An 18304-nucleotide genomic window follows, 5' to 3' on the forward strand; every position below is an offset into this window, starting at 1 on the left:
CAGACGCCTACATGAAGTTCCGTGTGTGCAGCGCGGACAGTTCAGCCGCTTCGTCACCCGGGAATCCGAGGCGGACGAGCCGATGCCGCCTTCCCTCATCCATCTCGATCTGGAGTTCCTGGACGGCGGCGTAACCTCGCCGGATTCCCCCAGGAGTCCATTCCCCTGCGGCGAGCACGACGAGGGCGTCGAACACGTCCTGGTTCAGCCCCGCGCTCGAGATGAGGGTTTGATGCCGCTGCTCGACCGCGCCACGGAGCCGACCGAGGAGCGATGTGTCGACCTTCCCCTGGTGCTGAAGGTGTGCGACGCCGAATGCCACATGCCGGGCCTCGTCCTGGCGGGCAAGCCGTGCGACCTCCCGAGTGACAGGGTCGGGCGCATGCCTGTCAATGAAGGTCAGCAGGTTGAGGAAGCTTCCCTCCCCCAGCACTGAGAGCAGGAACGACGCGAGAGAGAAGTCGGGCTCGGTCAGCAGCGTGGCCAGTGACTCCCTGCCGCTGACCGATGAGGTGCCCATCTCCCCTCCGGTGAGGAGAGCACGGCGGGTGAAGATCTCGACATGCCGAGCCTCATCGGCCGCCTGAGCGGCGAGAAGCTGAATGACCTCCCGGAAGTGCGGGTGAATGCGAGCGAGCAGCCGGGCTGGAACCACCAGCGCCGCCTGCTCGTTCTCCACTAGGAATGTCATGATCTGTACGACCGCGCGTTCGATGTCGGGCGCGAGTCGCACCTCCGCGTCCCATCGCACTGCTTGGGCAGGATCCCATTGCGCCGAGGCGGCGTGCGCGTACAGGCTTGGGGCAAGCTCGGCCCAGACGAGATCCCGGTCGATCAAGTCGGCGGCGATCTCAGGCCCGCCAGGCTCGATCAGGGCTCCTCGGGCCGCCAGACCCCAGTGGAGACGGGGTCTGGCGACGATGCCATCAGGACCTGGCCGGCCGGCTCGCTCCGCGAGGGCCCACCTGTCGAGGTCTGTCCGTCCTCGAGTGATCCAGGCCCGCACTCCGTCGTCGTTCTCGTCGGCCCGCTGCGTTCGGTGCCCCTTGGAACGGCACCATGCCTCCAGATGAACGACGAGGGCCGGATCGAGCCCTGCCACAGCCAGTTCCGTACCGGGCGGCAGATCTTGCAGGGCTCGCTGCACCAGCAGGTGCGCCCCTTGCTCGAAACCGAGGTCGCGCCGAGGTCGAGCCCATGGTCAGCAGGCGTGCTCACGGCTGGTAACCGACCGCTGCGACGGCGCCTTCCTCGCTGTAGAAGGACGTCTCGTCGACGGCGGTCTCCAACGCCCTGTAGCCGCTGGTCCGTCCGGCCTGCCAGCTGGTGAGACCCTCCAGGTCGAATAGCGGGCGTACCTGCGGGTCGGCATACGACATCGTGAGAAGGAGATCGCGGAACCCGTTCATGACCTCGGTCGACACGGTGTCGCCGAGGGTCATGTTGCAGTGATCGAACGGAGGCGTCTGGGCCAGCACCCGGGTGCTTCCTGCTGCCAGCGTCCCTTCCCGGCCGAACAGCAGATGGTTCGAGTCGATCATGCAGGCCGCGGCCACAGTGCCGGCCGCGAGTGCTCGGGCGGCGTCCCGCTCGCCACCGATGTGGTCGCCGTGCAGCCCCACGCCGACGTCGAATCGGCGAACTGCGACGTCCACCCCCGGCTGCAACCCCTTTGCGGCGAGGAACGAGCACGGCAGCAGCGTGGCCTGCGGCGAGTCGATCGCGCCCACGGCGACGGTCTCGCCCTTGAGGTCGGCCAGATCCTTGTACGGCGAGCCGGCGCGAACCACGATGACCGAGGTGAGATCACGATCGGTATCCCGCATGACGACAGGCGTCAACCGCCGGCGGTTCGCCTCGGCGAGGCGTCGGCTGCGTATCCATGCGAGCGGCGAGTTCCACGCCGCGTCGATCCGGCCGTTGGCCAGGTCCTCCGCCTGTCGTTCGTAGTTGGAGTAGAGAACGAAGTCGAACGGGAAGCCGTGCTCGTTGAACCACGAGCGGAATCCACCCCAGATGGTGACGACCTTGGGGTCGTAGGCTACGGCGCCCATGAGCAGAGCCATTGCGATGGTCCTCCTAGAACAGCGGCAGACCGAGCGTCGCCCGGCCGACGAAGTCCTGCAGCGCCTCCGTGGTCGGTGCCATCACCCGAGCCGCGAGCGCGTCGCGGAACAGCCTCTCGACGCCTGTCGACCTGCGGAAGGCGGATCCGCCGCAGAGCCGCATCACGCCATCGGCGACCTCGGCGGCCGACTCGCCTGCCACGGCCTTGACCTGGAGCACGCGAAGTGTGGCATCCGCCCGCCCGCTCTCGAGGGCAGCCAGGGTGTCGTCCCGGAACGTCCGAGCCGTGTCGGTCTCAGTGCGCAGTCGAGCGAAGCTCGCGCGCTGCAACGGCTGCTCGGCGAGCGTCTGCCCCAGATGGTCGAGCCGGGTACCGACAAGGTGGTTGTGGGCCGCCGCGACCAGCGCCTCCATCAGACCGATCGAGAAGGAGGCGCTCAGCACGAGGAAATGCGGCAGAGCCGTCTGGAGTGCGATGTCGAGCCCAGAGCCATCCGCGCCGAGTATCGCGTCGCGGCCGACCGTGACCCCGTCCCCCTTGATCGGATTGGATGCGTTGCCTCGCAGTCCGAAACCGTCGAAGGGCCCGCGAACGTCCAATCCAGCCGACCGGCTCGGGACGTTCCAGATGCTCATCGGGCCATCCGCGGCCAACGGCTTGCTTGACCATACGTAACTGTTCGCTTCGCCCGCAGCAGTCACCCAACTCTTGTCGGAGTCGAGGCGCACCCGCTCGCCATCAGCTGTGGCCGTGCCGAGCGGGGCCCAGAAGTGGCTGCGCGATCCGGCTTCGGAGAAGGCAAGCGTGGTCAAATGCTCGTTATTCGCGATCGCCTGCCGCACATCCTGCGCGCCGTGACTCTCGATCAGCGCCGTCGCCGAGTAGTGCATCAGAAGAACCATCGCCGTCGAGCCGCACGAGCCCGCAAGACGTTCGATGACCTGGGCGGCAGCGGCCATCCCCGCGCCTTGACCGCCGACGTCCCTCGCACTGATGAGTCCGAGCAGGCCGGCTTTCGCAAGGGCGTCGATACCGGCCCGCGGGAACGTGCCGGTCCGGTCCGTCTCGGAAGCTTGCGGAGTAATCGTGGATTCGATGACGGATTCGAGGGCGGCGAGATGCTCTGAAGGCATGACTCATCTCCACTTTCGGATCAGATGTGTCGTCGGTTTATCCACGACATAGACTGACGAACAACAAGCCTAAATGTCACGTATCCAACACCGAAACGCGGCGACCTAAACGGTTATCCCTTTGGGGAGCGTACGCAAGGCTTCCGTTAGCGTCAACTGTCAGATGAGATAGAAGTCCTCGCCGCTCAAGTGAGAAGCGTTAACCTTTTAATTCCCTTAAAGCGGAATCGCCCCGAATTTGGCGGAGATCTTCATGAGCGCTTTTCGTGTTTCCTTTCCGGCTGGGCGATGATGTGCCGGGCGAGGAGGCCGATCGGTTCGGCCAGACCGGGGCCGCAGGCGCGGATCCGGGTTGCCGTGTTCGTCGACGACGGTGCGGCCCGTCAGGTCCCTCGGCTCTCTCGTACGGCTCGCGCCCACTGCTCGTGGCGGGCTTCGGGGGTGATCAGGGCGCAGTCGCCGCACTTGCCGCCGGTGGGCAGGCGGTAGTACAGGCAGCAGCTGCGGCGGGTGAAGAAGGGCTGGCCGGGGTCGGGTTCGGCCAGCTCACCCGTGCCGTGCAACAGCCCCACCCGCAGCAGTTCGCGGCCCAGTTCCACCGCCCGGGGGGCGAGCTCGGGCCGGGTGCGGGCCAGGGCGCGGACGGCTCCGGCGAGTGCGGACGCGGCGTTGCCCCACAACAGGCCGGGCGCGATCTTCACGATGGTCTGGACGGTCCCGGCCATCGGTTCCAGCAGTTCGGAGACGACGGTGCGGTACAGCCCCTCGGTGATCCGGGCGGGGTCGCGGACGTGCCAGCCGGTCAGCTGGGCGGCCCGTAGGGGGAGAGGGCCGCTGGGAGCCGTCTTCCAGTACACCTCCGCGGGTGTCAGGTCGATTAGCAGGTCGTGAACCACGGCGGCGCCGAGGACGGGTGACCACAGGCGGGCGGCCAGGCCCTGGAAGAGGATGGAGGCGGCCACCCGGGTCTCGGTGGTGCCGAGCCGTTCGGCGACGTCGGCGATCCTGGCCTCCAGGGCGTCCGGGGTGGTGAACAGGTCGGTGAGCGGCCGCCAACCGGCCTCGGCCGGCCCGGTGCCGAGGTCGAAGTAGCCACCGATCGCCGAGATGTCGGCGGCGGCCGCCGACACGGCGGGAAGGCCGGCGGGCAGCAGGCCCGGCGGTGCGGCGGCGAGCCCGGCCGCCGTCTCACGGGTCGAGGCGGTCAGGCGGTCAAAGCCCATCGTTGATCTCCTGGGAACGAGCCGTGACCGCCATTCCTCGATGACGTCCGCGGCAGGCGAAGGGCCGGATCACCAGGAGAGGCCCGTGACACGGACAGCCGGGATGCGCACGCCGGCCGTACGGCATGGCGGTCACCGTCCTCTCTTGGGGAGATCCGCCCCAATTCCTGCGAGGAGGCGACCGCGTGAGTCTCCTGGCTCTCGGGTCAACGCTCGTCCCGGCCTTCCCGTCCGTCATCCGGGCAGTGGCTTGTTCGGGATCCGCTCGCCGATCACAGTGGCGGGACCGCGCCGGATTCACACCGGCTTCCTCGTCCGCCGTCGCCTACGATCATCATCTTCCCATACGTCAACACGACGTCCAGAAGCCTGACGAAAGAGCGCCTGGCGGTCGGCGATGATCTCGCTGGCTCGACCGCTCGGCATGGGGGAGCGGACAGGCCCTTCTCCCCCGATGGGGAACGGACCCGGTAGTCCGATGGGGTCGTGGAGCTCACAGCAGCGTGACGCCGTCCAGGATCGACGCCGTCGACCTGGGATGTCGCGGGCGTGACCTGAATGAGATTGTGGAAATGATCAGGCGTTCATGATCCCAAGCGGCAAGACGCCCTACCAGTCACCCTTCACCAGCGAGATCGCATTCCGAGCGGCACACACTCCGCTACGAGCTTTCCCTACCCGGTCGAGGCCGATATCAAGGCCCTCCGACGTGATCGCCCCGGCGGGCCGGTCTACGAATATGCGCAGGTCACGTAGGGTGGCCGAGTTTCCGGCATCCATCAAGTACCTCAATACCGCAATATATGCTTATGTATTGACAGTTTTCGGCCGACTCGGGTACGGTCAAAACCATTGATCTTCGCTCTGCGAGCCCTGCTCCTGGATGGTGGGCGCTCATCAGATTTTCCTGCACAGAAGCTCGAGGCAGCCAGTGAAAGTCAATTTATTGAATGGCTGGAATTTCCTTTCCCATGTGATTCTTTGGCGAGCTGACGGCACAGCGGTGCCTATATCTTCCCCCCAGAACAGCCGATTTCAGGATGGGGCGCGAGCCGACACGCAGTGGAATCGCTCGAACAGCAGTGACCTTCCGCTCGACGCGAACGAACGCCGTCCTCTCCGGCGCCCTGCACGCGCCAAAAATTGATCGCTCCCACACCGAACGTAGAACCTCGGCTGCGCCGGCGTCATCGGCACTGCCGTCGGGACCACAACGTGGACGATGCTCATCGGCGTTACCAACGAAACCAGGTCGTCTCGCCCCCGCCTCAAATGTGCTGCGCTAAACGGTCGGCCTGGACAGTGCCCCCTACGCCACGGTGCGGCCAGGGCATTCTCCTCCGGAACCCGTCGGTCCAAGGGCGGCGGTCTCCGCGAGCACTCCGCAGTGAGCTGCGGTTGGACGGTCACGCCGCCCCACGCTTCGTCCGGCACGCGCCGGCGGACAACGACGCGAAAGCGGGCAACGGCCTTGCGGTTCGCGCCAAAATCCTGCACGACGACGGTATGGCCATGAGCCGCATCTCCACCAGAACGGCGCGCAAACCAGCGCGAACAGGGGAGCTGTGGTCCAGTATTACGCCGCATACGCTGAACACGCTTTCTAGAAAGAAAGTCACATGAGCGATGTCACTCGTATCGCCGAACTTGTGCAGTGGCGCCGAAGTGGTGCAGCCAGGCACATCCGCCGGGCATCCGGGCTGAACGCCTCGCGGATCGCGCGAGCCATCGGCGTCGCTCAGTCCGCTGTCAGCCAACGGGAGCGCGCCCTCCCCGCACCGCAAAGCCCATATGCCCTGCGTTATTACCGGGCGGCGGCCGAACTCTGTTTCATGGTGTCCGACTCATGACCCTCGCGGTTCTCGTCGGCGGGTATTCGGCCTCGATGTTCGGCAATTTTCTCAATCTTATCGCTTTGAATCTCTTTGTCTTTCAGTTGACCATGAGCACGTTGCAGACCGGGATTTTCATGGCGCTCCGCCTGAGCGCAGGATTTCTCGTCGGCCTGGTCGCTGGACGTCTGGTGAGTCGTTACAACCAGAAGACGCTCATGATCTGCTGTGATCTCAGCAGGGCGACGGCGATCATAATAATGGTCTGCGTTCCCGACGACATAAAACTGAGAATGCTCCTGGCAGTGGCAGTGGTGTTGGGCGTCGGAAACACGTTGTTCAGCGTCACGCTGCGCAGCAGCGTTCCAGATATCGTCGGGCAGGATCAGCGGATACGCGCCAACGGCTTGCTGGTCACTGGTAAAGCGCTGGCCACCGTACTCGGCTTCGCCTCCGCTGGAATCGTGGTGGCCGCCGCTGGTTTCACGGCTGCGTTCGTCATCAACGCGGCCTGTTTCTGTCTCTCTGCGGTATCGGTCGCGTGCCTGCCGTACCGCCGATCCGGTGGATCGAAAGAGCAGCATGCGGGCGCGTCGCCGAGGCGAATGGCGATATTCCTCTGGGGGAGCAGGCTACTGCTCGGAATGGTCTTACTGCGTGCCCTGGACGCGTTCGCCTCCGCCTCTCACAACGTCGCGCTACCCATGCATGCGAGCCTTATGAATCCAGACGACCCCGCAGCGTTTCTCAGCTGGTTCTGGACGCCGTGGGCCGTTGGCAACCTTCTCGCCTATCGAGTGCTGGTGCGTGGTCGTTCCACCGGGGTCGGTCGATTCATCGGAGGGACACTCCTGATGTCGGTGTTCTTCATTCTGGCCTTCACAGGATTACCGGTTCCATTGTTGGCGGTCGTCGCGTTGGGTGCCGGTCTGGCGGACGGGTTCACCGAGATCACCTATACGTCGCGTCTGCAGGAAGCACCGGATCACATGCGCGGCGCCCTTTTCGGATTGTCCGCGACCGCGGAAAACGCTGGTTTCGCGGTCGGCATGCTGGCTTGCTCATTCCTGCTGGAGAGCATTCCCGCCCTGCAGGTGGTGGGCGCTTACCACGGTCTGGCCATCGTCGCATCGGGCGCGTTTCTCATGGTAAGAGCTCGGAAGGCTCTCTGAGGTCACAGGAGGACGATTATGCAGTCAATCTGTCAGGGCGCGCCGCTGGCGAACGACCTCGATGCGGCTACCTTGACGCAGGCTCTGTACCATGCGGCCGAGCGTTCTTCCGGTGCAGGAGTAATGACGATCGATGACTCAGGGGAGACCTCCTTCCTGAGTTATCCGGCGCTGTTGGATCGCGCGCGCCGGGTTCTCGGCGGTTTACGACGCCGTGGCCTGAGGCCCGGTGACATCGCAATTGTCCAGAGCGCCGCGCAGCTGGACTTCTTCGTGGCATTCTGGGCCTGCGTGCTCGGCGGGATCCAGCCGCTCTGCGTTGCGCGACCCTCTGGCTTCGAAGCGGCGGACCCATCACTGGCGCGGATGTTCCACAGCTGGACGTTCCTCCGGCAGCCGCCGATCTTGTGCAGCACCATCGACGTGCCACTCCTCACGGCAGTCTTTCCTGCGGCCGACGTTCAGGTGATAGACCTCATGGAATGCGAGCGCTCGGCTTCCGCCGAGCGGGATCATGAGGCGCAGGGCGTCGATCATGCGCTGCTGCTGCTGTCGTCCGGCAGCACCGGAGTGCCGAAGATCATCCCGTTGACGCACCGGGGACTCGCGGAATTCGGCGCTGGAACCCCTGAACTGCTGCCGATCACTCCCAGCGATGTGACCTTCAACTGGCTCCCCTTGGACCATAGTGGCGCATTTCTGCTTTACCACGTGCTGGAGGTCTTCGTCGGCTGCACGAACATCCACGCTTCCACCGATCTGATTCTCAGCGATCCGTTGCGCTGGCTGGATCTGCTGGAGAAGCACCGGGTCAACCACAGTTGGTCGCCGAATTTCGGCTACCAGTTGGTCAACAAGGAACTGGCGGACCATCCTGAACGCCGATGGGACTTTTCCCCGATCAAGACTTTGGTCAGCGGCGGCGAGCAGATCACCCTGCCGGTGATGTCGGCCTTCTTCGCCGCTACTGAGCCGTTCGGGATCCGGCCTGATCATTTCGTTCCCGTGTGGGGAATGGCCGAGACGTGCACCGCGATCACCTTCAGTCGCTTCGGCTCCGGTCAGGGTGTCCATCGCGTCCGAAACTCCAGTCTGCACGGGGATCTGGAGTGGGCGGACGAGACGGATACAGACGCCTGCACCACTTTCATCAGCGTTGGCGAGCCTGCTCCGGGAACCACGCTGAGGATCGTCGACCAGCAGGGCCGGCTGCTGCCCGAAGGGCGGATCGGCCGGCTGCAGGTGCGCTCGGCACGGACAACCCCCGGCTATCTCAACGATCCCCAGGCCAACGCCGAGGCTTTTCCCGACGGAACCTGGCTCAACACAGGAGACCTGGCGTTCGCCAAGGACAACGAGATCACCATTACCGGCCGGGAGAAGAACCTGATCATTCTGAACGGCGCCAACTACTACTGCCACGAGATCGAGAGCATCGTCGCATCAGTCGACGGCGTGCAGGACGATCTGATCGCCGCGTGCGGGATTCCCGATGCGCAGACCGGCAGTGAGGTACTGGCGGTGTTCTTCTCCACCGATGCCGTGACCGATGCCGTGACCGATGCCGTGACCGATGCCGTGACCGATGCCGTGACCGATGCCGTGACTGATGCCGTGACTGATGCCGTGCCGGCGAAGTTGGCCAGAGACATTCGCAACGCGCTCTTCAGCCGTCTGCAGCTGAGCCCCGCGTACGTGGTGCCGGTTCCGCAGGGTCATTTCCCGAAGACGACCAGCGGTAAGATCCAGCGCGCGGAACTCAGGCGCCGGCTGCTGAACGGGGAACTCTCACCCGCCGACAGCCCAGCTACCAGTGCGGTAACCGGTCCCGCCGCAACGGCCGTTCCCGGGGCACGCCGAGCCGAGATGCGTCAGATCGTGCTGAAGGTGTTTCGGCAATTGGTCGACCCGGGCATCGATGAACGGATGCCGTTCTACGAGACGGGCATCACCTCGGTGACGATCACGCGAATCCGTGCCCGCCTGGAGCAGGAACTCGGCTTCAGGATCCCGCAGACGGCAATGTTCGAATATCCGTCCATCGCCGAACTGGTCGGCCATCTGACCAGCAGCCGAGCGCGCGACACGCCGGCTGCACCGTCGACCACGCCGGTTGCACCGTCGACCACGCCGGCCGACCAGCGCATCGCGATCGTCGGGATGGCGGCCCGATTCCCCGGTGCCGCCTCGCTGAAGGAGTTCTGGGCGAATCTGAGTGCCGGTGTCGAGAGCATCCGCATGTTCAGCCGCGACGAGCTGGCTGGGAGCGGGTTCTCCGCCGACGAGATCGACCATCCTGATTTCGTCCCTGCCAGCGGCGCGCTGGACGATGTCGAAGGCTTCGACGCGGAGTTCTTCCGGATGAGCGCGCGGGAGGCCGAGCTGACCGACCCGGCCCAGCGGCTGTTCCTGGAGTGCTGCCATCACGCTCTCGAGGACGGCGGGTACGCGGCCGCCGCCCCCTCGACACGGATCGGCGTGTTCGCCGGCAGCGGCATGAATCTCTATGCCCACCAGAGCTACCTGCTCAATAACCTGACCGTCGGCCGAGACGATCCAGTGGCAGCGCTACAGGCCGCGATCGGTAACCAGCCTGACTTCCTGGCCACCCGGGTGGCCTACCGACTGGGGCTGACCGGGCCCGCCATCGGGGTTCAGACGGCGTGCTCGACCTCGTTGGTCGCGCTGCACCTGGCCTGTCAGGCGCTGCTGAACGGGGACGCTGACCTCGCACTGGCCGGGGCGGCGGCGGTGCACGTGCCGCAGGCGATCGGCTATCGGCACTACACGGGATCGATCTTGTCGGCCGGGGGGCGGTGCCGCGCTTTCGACGCCGACGCCGACGGCACGGTCGGCGGCAACGGAGTCGCCGCGGTCCTGCTCAAGCCGCTTGACCGTGCCTTGGCTGACGGGGACACCGTACACGCGGTGATCCTCGGTACGGCCGTCAACAACGACGGCAACAGCAAAGTGGGCTTCACCGCCCCCAGCGTGCGCGGTCAGGCCGCGGTCATCGAGCAGGCGATTGACCGGGCGCGCGTGCCGGCCGAGACCATCACCTATGTGGAGGCGCACGGAACCGGCACGGCGCTTGGTGACCCGGTGGAGGTCCGGGCGCTGACCGAGGCGTTCAGCCGACGCACAGACCGTAGGTCCTTCTGCACGCTCGGCTCGGTCAAGCCCAACATCGGGCACCTGGACAGCTGTGCCGGTATGGCCGGTTTGATCAAGACCGTTCTCATGCTCCAGCACCGGCAGATCGTTCCGTTGGCGAACCTGCGCCGCCCCAACCCGGCGCTGGACCTGGACGGCAGCCCATTCGTGCTCAGCACCGAGCTCAAGCCGTGGACGGTTGTCGGGTCTCCCCTCCGGGCGGGAGTCAGCGCCCTTGGTGTGGGCGGCACCAACGCCCATGTCATCCTCGAGGAGGCTCCGGCACGCGAAGCATCGGGACGGTCGTCGGACACCCGTTCCGGTGGGCTGCTCCCACTGTCGGCGGTGACATCCCAAGCGCTGACCCAACTGGCGGAGAGCCTGCGCGACGCGCTTCGAGCGGAACCCGAGCCGGCCATGGCCGACATTCTGATGAGTACGGCGGTCGCCCGACCTCACCATCGCCACAGGTTGGCGGTGACCGGTTCGTCAGCGTTGGAACTGGCCGACGCGCTCGACGTGGTGCTACGCGCGTCGGCCTCGCCCGCATCATCGGACTCCGTGGTCGAAGGGGTGTGCCGTCGTGAGGTGCCTCCGGAAGGGTTCGGGCCGCTGGCCTTCCAGTTCACCGGGCAGGGCAGCGCGTACCGAGGGATGGCCGACGATCTTTACCAGAACTTCCCAGCGTTCCGTGTCGCCCTGGATCGATGCGCTGAGGCATACGACGGTGATCTGCGCGACTCGCTGCTGGGCGATCACTCTGCTGACGCGGCCTGGTCGACGGACGTCGCCCAGCCCGCGCTGTTCGCGTTCCAGGTGGCACTGGCCGAACTGTGGACATCGGTCGGCGTCCGGCCCGACTTCGTGGTGGGCCACAGCGTAGGTGAGTACGCCGCGCTGTGCGTCGCGGGCGCGCTCTCGATGGAGGACGGCCTGCGGCTGACCGGCCTGCGCGGTCGTCTCATGCAGGCAACCGAACCAGGCAAAATGATCGCTTTACGGGCCGACCTTCCGACTGTCGAACAGATCATGACCACCACCGCGGTGGAACTGGCGGCCATCAACGCACCACGCGACCATGTCCTCTCCGGCTCTGTGGCGGCGATCGAGGAAGTGACGACACTGCTGGATCGCCGCGGGATCGCCTGGCGGGAGCTCCCGGTCACCCGCGCCTTCCATTCCGCGCTGCTCGATCCGATGCTCGACGGATTCACCGAGCACCTTCGCCAGGTGCGGTTCTCACCCCTGCGCATCCCGCTGGCCAGCACTCTGACCGGCCAGTTGCTGCCCGAAGGCAGCCGGATCGATGCCGACTACCTGCGGCGGCAACTGCGGCGACCGGTCCGGTTCGACCAGGCCCTGACCGTGCTGGACCACGTGAGATGTCAGACATATCTCGAGGTGGGCCCCGATGCCGTACTCACCGGTCTCGGCCGCCGATCTCGTGCCCACCACCGCTGGGTCGCCACCCAGCGGCACGGCGACGACCCGGTGCGCAGCTTCCTGTCGGCGATGGGCGAGCTGTACTGCCACGGCGCGAGCCTCGACTGGGCGGCGCTCGCCGCCGGCGGGCGCCGCATCCCTCTGCCCGGCTATCCGTTCCAGCACCGCCCCCACTGGCTGACTCGTGAGGTGCCGCAAAGCATGGACCGAAACACCGTAGATCATCCCGAATCCGCCGACAGGGTGCTCACAACGGTATGCGAGCTGGCCGCCCAACAGCTGGGCCTCGATCCCTCGGCGATACGGCCGGATGTGTCGTTCATCGACCTGGGAGCGGATTCGCTGTCGATGATGGCCATGGTCAGGGAGATCGAGCAGCGGTTCGGGGTGCGGGTACCCATTCGGGTGTTGTTCGAAGGCGCGGACACCCCCGGCCGGCTGACTCAGCGGATCACAGCAGAGCTGCCCGCCACCTTCTCAGGAACAGTCCCCGATTCCCCAGCACGACCAGCCCAGCAAACCTCGGCGACACTGCCGGCCAATTCCCCCCCGCCGGCCGTCAGCTCATCGGACCACGCCATCCAGGGTGTGATCGACCAACAACTACGGCTGGCCGAACGTCTCGTCGATCGCGTCACCGGCCTCATGGCCGACCAACTGGCCCTACTGGGCAACCCCGCTGTTTCCCCAAACGGCCCCGGCGCCCCGACCAGCGTCGTTGCCACGGCCGTGACGCCCTCGGCTCCCGAGCCGGCTGCCCCGCGGCTGGTCCTACCTCCGCCTTCCGATGCCGGTGTCCCCATCGAGCAGAAGGTGTGCGACTTCAGCCTGTACTTCTTCGGCGACTACCCGCAGCAGAACCATCAGGACCAGTACACGGCCATCATCGACGTCGCTCGTTTCGCCGACGAACATGGCTTCCACACCATCTGGATACCCGAAAGACACTTCCACTCCTTCGGCGCCCTGTTCCCCAATCCGTCGGTGCTGGCCGCCGCGCTTGCCAGAGAGACCCGACGGATCCGGCTGCACGCGGGGTCGGTCGTGCTCCCACTTCACCACCCCGCGCGGGTGGCCGAGGAATGGGCGGTCGTGGACAATCTCTCCGGCGGTAGAGCCGGAATATGCATCGCCAGCGGCTGGCACGCCAACGACTTCGTGCTCGCCCCCGACAACTTCGGGCGGCACAGGCAGCTGGCCATGACCCAACTGGAGACGGTCCGCCGGCTATGGAGCGGCGAGTCGATCACCGCCAAGTCCGGCAGCGGCGACGAGGTCGAGGTACGTACCTACCCGACCCCCGTCCAGCCGATGCCACCACTGTTCCTGGCCGTCGCCTCCAACCCCGACAGCTACCGGCTGGCCGCCGAACAGGACATCGGCGTCGTCACCAACCTCATGTCGCAGACCATCGAGCAGTTGGCCGACAACATCGCGTTGTACCGGCGGACCCGGGCAGAGTGCGGGTACGACCCCCAAGCCGGTCGCATCGTGGTCCTGCTGCACACCTACCTCGGCGCCGACGCCGAACAGGCCCAAGCGGAGGCCTTTGAGCCGTTCTGCGATTACCTGCGCTCATCGCTCTCGCTGTTCGGACAGGTCACCAACAGCCTCGGATTCAACATCGACCTGGACAACACGCCGCAGGACGATCTGCGCTTCCTGCTGGAGCAGGCCTACCGGCGTTACTGTCAGTCACGCGCCCTCATCGGTTCTCCAGACGACCGCGCACCGATCGTGGACCGGCTGCTGGCCGCCGGCGTCGACGAGATCGCCTGCTTCATAGACTTCGGGGTGTCGAGCGCCCTGGTCCGCGACAGCCTTCCCCTCCTCGACGATCTGCGTCGGCGCTACCTCCAGGGCGACCGGCCCGACACGAAGACCCCGTCCTCGGTATCCTCCACGGCCGCCGTGGAGAGGCCGTTATCGGCGGCGCAACGCCGACTCTGGGTTCTCGATCAGCTCCACCCGGGACAGGGAACCTACCTCGAGCCCAAGGCGATCCGACTGGACGGCGCACTGGACGTGGAGCGGTTGCGCTGGGCACTGGGCCAGGTGATCGAACGGCAACCGGAGCTTCGCACGGTGTTCCGCGACAGGCACGGTGAGCCCTACCGGGTGGTGCTTTCCCACGTGGACGTGGATCTCCCGGTGATCGACCACGCGGGCCACGCCGAGGACGCGGCCCTGCGGCTGACCCTGCGGTCGGTCTCCGACCACCGGTTCGACCTGGGCACAGGCCCGCTGCTACTGGCCCGGCTGCTACGTCTGTCGGCCGACCGGCATCTGCTGTTCCTGCTCGCCCACCACATCGTCTTCGACTCGCTGTCCACCCACGTGTTCATCCAAGACCTGGCCGCCTACTACCGGTCCGGCCCGGGGACGACACCCGCGCTCGCGGAGCTGCCAAGAGATCATCCAACCCCCGGCTTCGATCAGGCGACCAAGGCGACGAACCTTGAGTACTGGCGCCGGCAACTGATCGACGCCCCCGTGCTGATGTTGCCCGTAGATCGCGCACGCCCGGCCATCGCCTCTGGTGATGGCGCCAGCCTGACCTATGAGTTCGATGGAACGCTGATCGAACAGGTCCGCCGATTCAGCAAGGATCGGCGAGTCACCGTGTTCATGACCATGCTCGGTGCCGTCGCGGCGATGCTGGAGCGGTTCACCGGGCAGGACGACATCGTGTTGGGCACCCCGGTGACCAACCGGCCGGCGGGAACCGAGAATATGGTCGGATTCTTTCTGGACACTCTCGCCCTGCGGGTGGACCTGTCCGGTGATCCCAGCTTCACCGAGCTGGCCCGGCGGGTCAGGGACATCTGCACCCTGGCCTACGAACACCAGGGACTGCCCTTCGACGAGCTGGTCGCAGAGCTCAATCCGGAACGAGACCTCGCCCGCAATCCGCTCTTCCAAGTCATGGTGGAGTTCGAGAACGCCGTGCCCGTGGACTTCGACCCGCCGGAACTCGCCGCTACCCTCCTGGACGTGCCCCGTCATCGGGCGCCCTTCGATCTGACCTTGTATCTGTCCCACCACGCCGAGGGCTTGCGCTGCATGGTGGAGTACAACAGTGACCTGTTCGAGGAGAGCAGCGTCCGCCGATTCCTCGGCTATGTCGAGGAGATCCTCCACCGCGCGACGCAGGATCCCGACCGGCCGCTGTCCGGACTCGGGACGCTCATCGCGTCCGACCAAGCTGACCTCGCGAGATGGCAAGGGGAACCCGCCACCGCGCGTCCCGACTGCCTGCACCAACTTGTCGAACGGCAGGCCGAGCGCACCCCGGACGGCATCGCGCTGATCAGCGAGCAGGGCCGGCTGACCTATCAGGAGCTCGACCAGCGTGCCAACCAGATGGCCTGGCGACTGCGCGGCCAGGGTGTCGACCGTGGCGCCATCGTCGCCCTGTTGCTGCCACGCGGCCCGGAACTGATAATCGCGATGCTTGCCGTGCTCAAAGCCGGCGCGGCCTATCTGCCGCTGGATTCCTCCCTGCCGGAGACGCGGTGGCGCTTTGTCATCCAGGACACCGACGCCGTCCTGCTGGTCACCAACCGGGGGTACGGCGAGGGCCTGGCAGCCGAGATGGCGACGTTGTACGCGGACGAGGCCGACTCGGGTGCCCAGACGCCAGTGGGAGCTCCGCCTCCTTCGGCTACCGCCGATGACCTGGCCTACTGCATCCATACCTCCGGCTCGTCCGGCCGGCCCAAGGGCGTGGCCATGCCGCACCGCGGTCCGGTCAACTTGATCGAATGGTATGCCCGGCACCGATCACCACGGCGTACCCTGCAGTGGACGTCCCCCGGTTTCGACGTCAGCGTGCAAGAAATCTTCACCACGCTGGCGACCGGCGCGAGCCTGGTGCTGATCTCCGACGCCGACCGTTACAACCCGAGCACGGTCACGAAGATCATCAGAGAGCAGCGGGTCGAGCGCCTTTTCATGCCGTTCACACCACTGAAGTACCTCATGGAGACCGAACCGCTGCTGCCGACCCTGCGCGAAGTCGTCTCCGCGGGAGAAAGTCTCATCCTCACCGCGGCGATCCGCCGGTTTCTTGCCCGGCATCCCGACTGCCGTCTGTTCAACGAGTACGGTCCCACCGAAGCCGCCATCATCGCCACCACGCACGCCGTCGATCCGCGAGCCGGCGACCATCCGCCTATCGGCCGTCCCATCGACGGAGTGATCGTCCGGGTGCTCGACGCCCACCGGTCTCCTGCTCCGGTCGGCGCGGTAGGAGAGATCTTCCTCGGCGGCGGCGGGTTGGCACACAGCTATGTGAACCAGCCGGAGGAGACGGCCCGAGCATTCGTTCCCGATCCGGTCGACGCCGGGAGCCGTCTCTACCGCACACGCGATCTCGGCCGGTGGCGGCCCGACGGCACCCTGGAATTCCTCGGCCGTTCCGACGAACAGCTGAAGATCCGCGGCTATCGGGTGGAACCGGGCGAGGCAGAGCAGGCTTTGCGTGAGGTGGACACGGTCCACGACGCCGCGGTGCTTGCCCACCACGACCATGACGAGCCCTACCTCGCCGGATACGTGATCTTCGAGGAGGGTGCCGCCGAGGACTGGACAAGGGTGATCGACGCCTTGGCCGAAAAGATGCCGAACTATCTGATTCCCACGGCGTGGGCCAGGGTGACCGAATTGCCGGTCAATGCCAGCGGCAAGCTGGATGGCACTCGACTGCCCAAACCCGCCCGTGTCCCCGAGGTGGTTTCGGGCATCGAACCGTCCACCCCTCTGGAGCGGGAACTGCATCGATTGTGGTGCACCGAACTCCAACTGCCTCGAGTTCCCGTCGATCGCTCGTTCTTCGAACTGGGCGGGCATTCGCTGAGCGCGATCCGGCTGCTGAACCGGATCCGGGAACAGATCGGTGTCGAGTACTCCATGACCGATTTCTTCCACTCCCCGACCATCCACGCGATGGCCCAGCGCCTCCACGCGCCGGATACCGTCGAGGTAGAGGACACCTGGCCGCTGACCGCGACCCAGCAACGGCTCTGGCGACGCCACACCAGCAACCCCCAGCCTGCCGTGTACAACGTGACGCACCGGATCACCCTGGACGGCGACCTCATCGTGCAGGCGCTGCAACGTGCGCTCACCGCACTCGTACAACGCCACGCCGCGCTGCGCACCAGGGTGATGTCGCCTGACCACGAACTCGTCGGAGAGACCATCGCCACGCGCCCCGTCGAACTACCGGTCACCGACCTGATCGGGGCGGAAAAGGCTCGGGTACGACAATGGTGCCAGCAGGCGGCGCAACAACCCTTTCACCTGGACCAGCCCTGGCTGTTCCGAGTCCGCCTGGCCACCGTGTCCGACAATAAATGGGTGCTGGTCCTGGTGATGCACCACATGATCTGCGATGGGTGGTCGCTCGGCCTGCTCTGGGCAGAGCTCACGGCTCTGTACAACGCCGAGCTTTCCGGGAGTGAGTCCACGCTCGCACCTCCTGGCGCCCAGTACCCGGACTATGCGCGCTGGCACCAGGCCCGACCGGCCCAGCCCGAACACGACCGGCTGGTGGAGTTCTGGCGCGCCAGGCTGACCGACGCCCCGCTACGTCTGGCTCTTCCGTACGATCGGCCGCGGCCCGAACGGCTGTCAGGCCGTGGCGGCCTCCTCGAATTCACCCTGCCCGCGACGCTGGCCGACGCGGTCGACGCCACCGCACGTCAAACCGCCGTCACATCCTCCATGGTCCTGACAGCCGCGTTCGCGACCTGGATGTCGCGCCTGTGCGGTCAGAACGACATGGTGCTGGCTCTGTCGAGTGCGAACCGCACCCTTCGCGAACACGAGGCGATGGTCGGTCTGGTCGGTGACGCGATGCCGCTACGCGTGCGCACAGGCGAAACTCCGTTCACTGAGCTCTGTAGGCAACTCGGCAGTTCATTGTTCGCCATGGCCGACCATCCGCTTCCGCTGAGCGAAATCCTGGACTTCATCCTGCCCGACCATCGAGACCACGCATTCACCAACGTCCTGTTCACCGTGGTGACCATCCCACCGACGAAGCTGGACCTGCGCGGGCTCTCGGCCACCGTGAACTCTCTGCCGGTCGCAGGAAAGGCCAGGACGGAACTCTATGTCGTACTCACCCCTACCGGAGGCGGCATCGATGTCTGCTTTGAATACTCCACAGACCTTTTCCAGCATTCCACTATGGCCGAGTGGGCACATGACTTCCGGGGCGTGCTGGACGAACTGACACGTCAGGTGCTGTCACCTATCCATCCATGAAGCTCTG

Annotated in this window: 8 protein-coding genes and 1 riboswitch; of the genes, 4 read left to right on the plus strand and 4 right to left on the minus strand. The window is 65.8% G+C overall.

The genetic code is table 11. The annotated features are described in order from the left end of the window. Window positions 1-7 precede the first annotated feature (7 nt). From MBA17_RS37270 to MBA17_RS37285, 4 genes are all read right to left on the minus strand, one after another. Window positions 8-838, minus strand: coding sequence for a ferritin-like domain-containing protein (locus MBA17_RS37270; RefSeq protein WP_238502271.1), 831 nt, complete (start codon window positions 836-838; stop codon window positions 8-10). Between the two features lie 376 nt (window positions 839-1214). Further along, entirely contained in the window at window positions 1215-2066 is an 852-nt protein-coding gene (locus tag MBA17_RS37275; RefSeq protein ID WP_238502272.1) for a phosphate/phosphite/phosphonate ABC transporter substrate-binding protein, read from the minus strand. Between the two features lie 13 nt (window positions 2067-2079). Then, window positions 2080-3201 (minus strand): acyl-CoA dehydrogenase family protein, encoded by a 1122-nt coding sequence (locus MBA17_RS37280; protein ID WP_238502273.1) that lies wholly within the window; start codon window positions 3199-3201, stop codon window positions 2080-2082. Window positions 3202-3584: 383 nt separating this feature from the next. Beyond that, window positions 3585-4424 carry a (2Fe-2S)-binding protein gene (locus tag MBA17_RS37285; RefSeq protein WP_238502274.1) on the minus strand — a complete coding sequence of 280 codons (840 nt, stop codon included), beginning with the start codon at window positions 4422-4424 and terminating at the stop codon, window positions 3585-3587. A 167-nt stretch (window positions 4425-4591) separates the two neighbouring features. Then, window positions 4592-4797, minus strand: a riboswitch (cobalamin riboswitch). Between the two features lie 1025 nt (window positions 4798-5822). Here MBA17_RS37285 and MBA17_RS37290 point away from each other — a divergent pair. From MBA17_RS37290 to MBA17_RS37305, 4 genes are all read left to right on the plus strand, one after another. Beyond that, a complete protein-coding gene (locus MBA17_RS37290) occupies window positions 5823-6047 on the plus strand; it encodes a hypothetical protein (protein ID WP_238502275.1) in 225 nt (74 codons plus the stop codon). Further along, window positions 6044-6274, plus strand: a complete 231-nt coding sequence (locus MBA17_RS37295) for a hypothetical protein (protein ID WP_238502276.1) — start codon at window positions 6044-6046, stop codon at window positions 6272-6274. Before MBA17_RS37290 ends, MBA17_RS37295 begins: the two co-directional genes overlap by 4 nt. Beyond that, entirely contained in the window at window positions 6271-7428 is a 1158-nt protein-coding gene (locus tag MBA17_RS37300) for an MFS transporter (RefSeq protein ID WP_238502277.1), read from the plus strand. The genes MBA17_RS37295 and MBA17_RS37300 overlap by 4 nt, the downstream gene beginning before the upstream one ends. Before the next feature lie 123 nt (window positions 7429-7551). Further along, on the plus strand, window positions 7552-18297 hold the full coding sequence (locus tag MBA17_RS37305; protein ID WP_238502278.1) for a non-ribosomal peptide synthetase/type I polyketide synthase: 10746 nt from the start codon (window positions 7552-7554) through the stop codon (window positions 18295-18297). Window positions 18298-18304: the final 7 nt, after the last annotated feature.

This window comes from Dolomitihabitans soli (assembly GCF_022213955.1).
In the GTDB taxonomy this organism is placed as follows: domain Bacteria; phylum Actinomycetota; class Actinomycetes; order Streptosporangiales; family Streptosporangiaceae; genus Streptosporangium_A; species Streptosporangium_A soli.

What these genes read in the sequence shown, in the direction of transcription:
- MBA17_RS37285 (WP_238502274.1), bottom strand. Translation starts at nt 4,424, where the DNA reads ATGGGCTTTGACCGCCTGACCGCCTCGACCCGTGAGACGGCGGCCGGG.
- MBA17_RS37300 (WP_238502277.1), top strand. Translation starts at nt 6,271, where the DNA reads ATGACCCTCGCGGTTCTCGTCGGCGGGTATTCGGCCTCGATGTTCGGC.
- MBA17_RS37280 (WP_238502273.1), bottom strand. Translation starts at nt 3,201, where the DNA reads ATGCCTTCAGAGCATCTCGCCGCCCTCGAATCCGTCATCGAATCCACG.
- MBA17_RS37305 (WP_238502278.1), top strand. Translation starts at nt 7,552, where the DNA reads ATGACGATCGATGACTCAGGGGAGACCTCCTTCCTGAGTTATCCGGCG.
- MBA17_RS37275 (WP_238502272.1), bottom strand. Translation starts at nt 2,066, where the DNA reads ATGGCTCTGCTCATGGGCGCCGTAGCCTACGACCCCAAGGTCGTCACC.
- MBA17_RS37295 (WP_238502276.1), top strand. Translation starts at nt 6,044, where the DNA reads ATGAGCGATGTCACTCGTATCGCCGAACTTGTGCAGTGGCGCCGAAGT.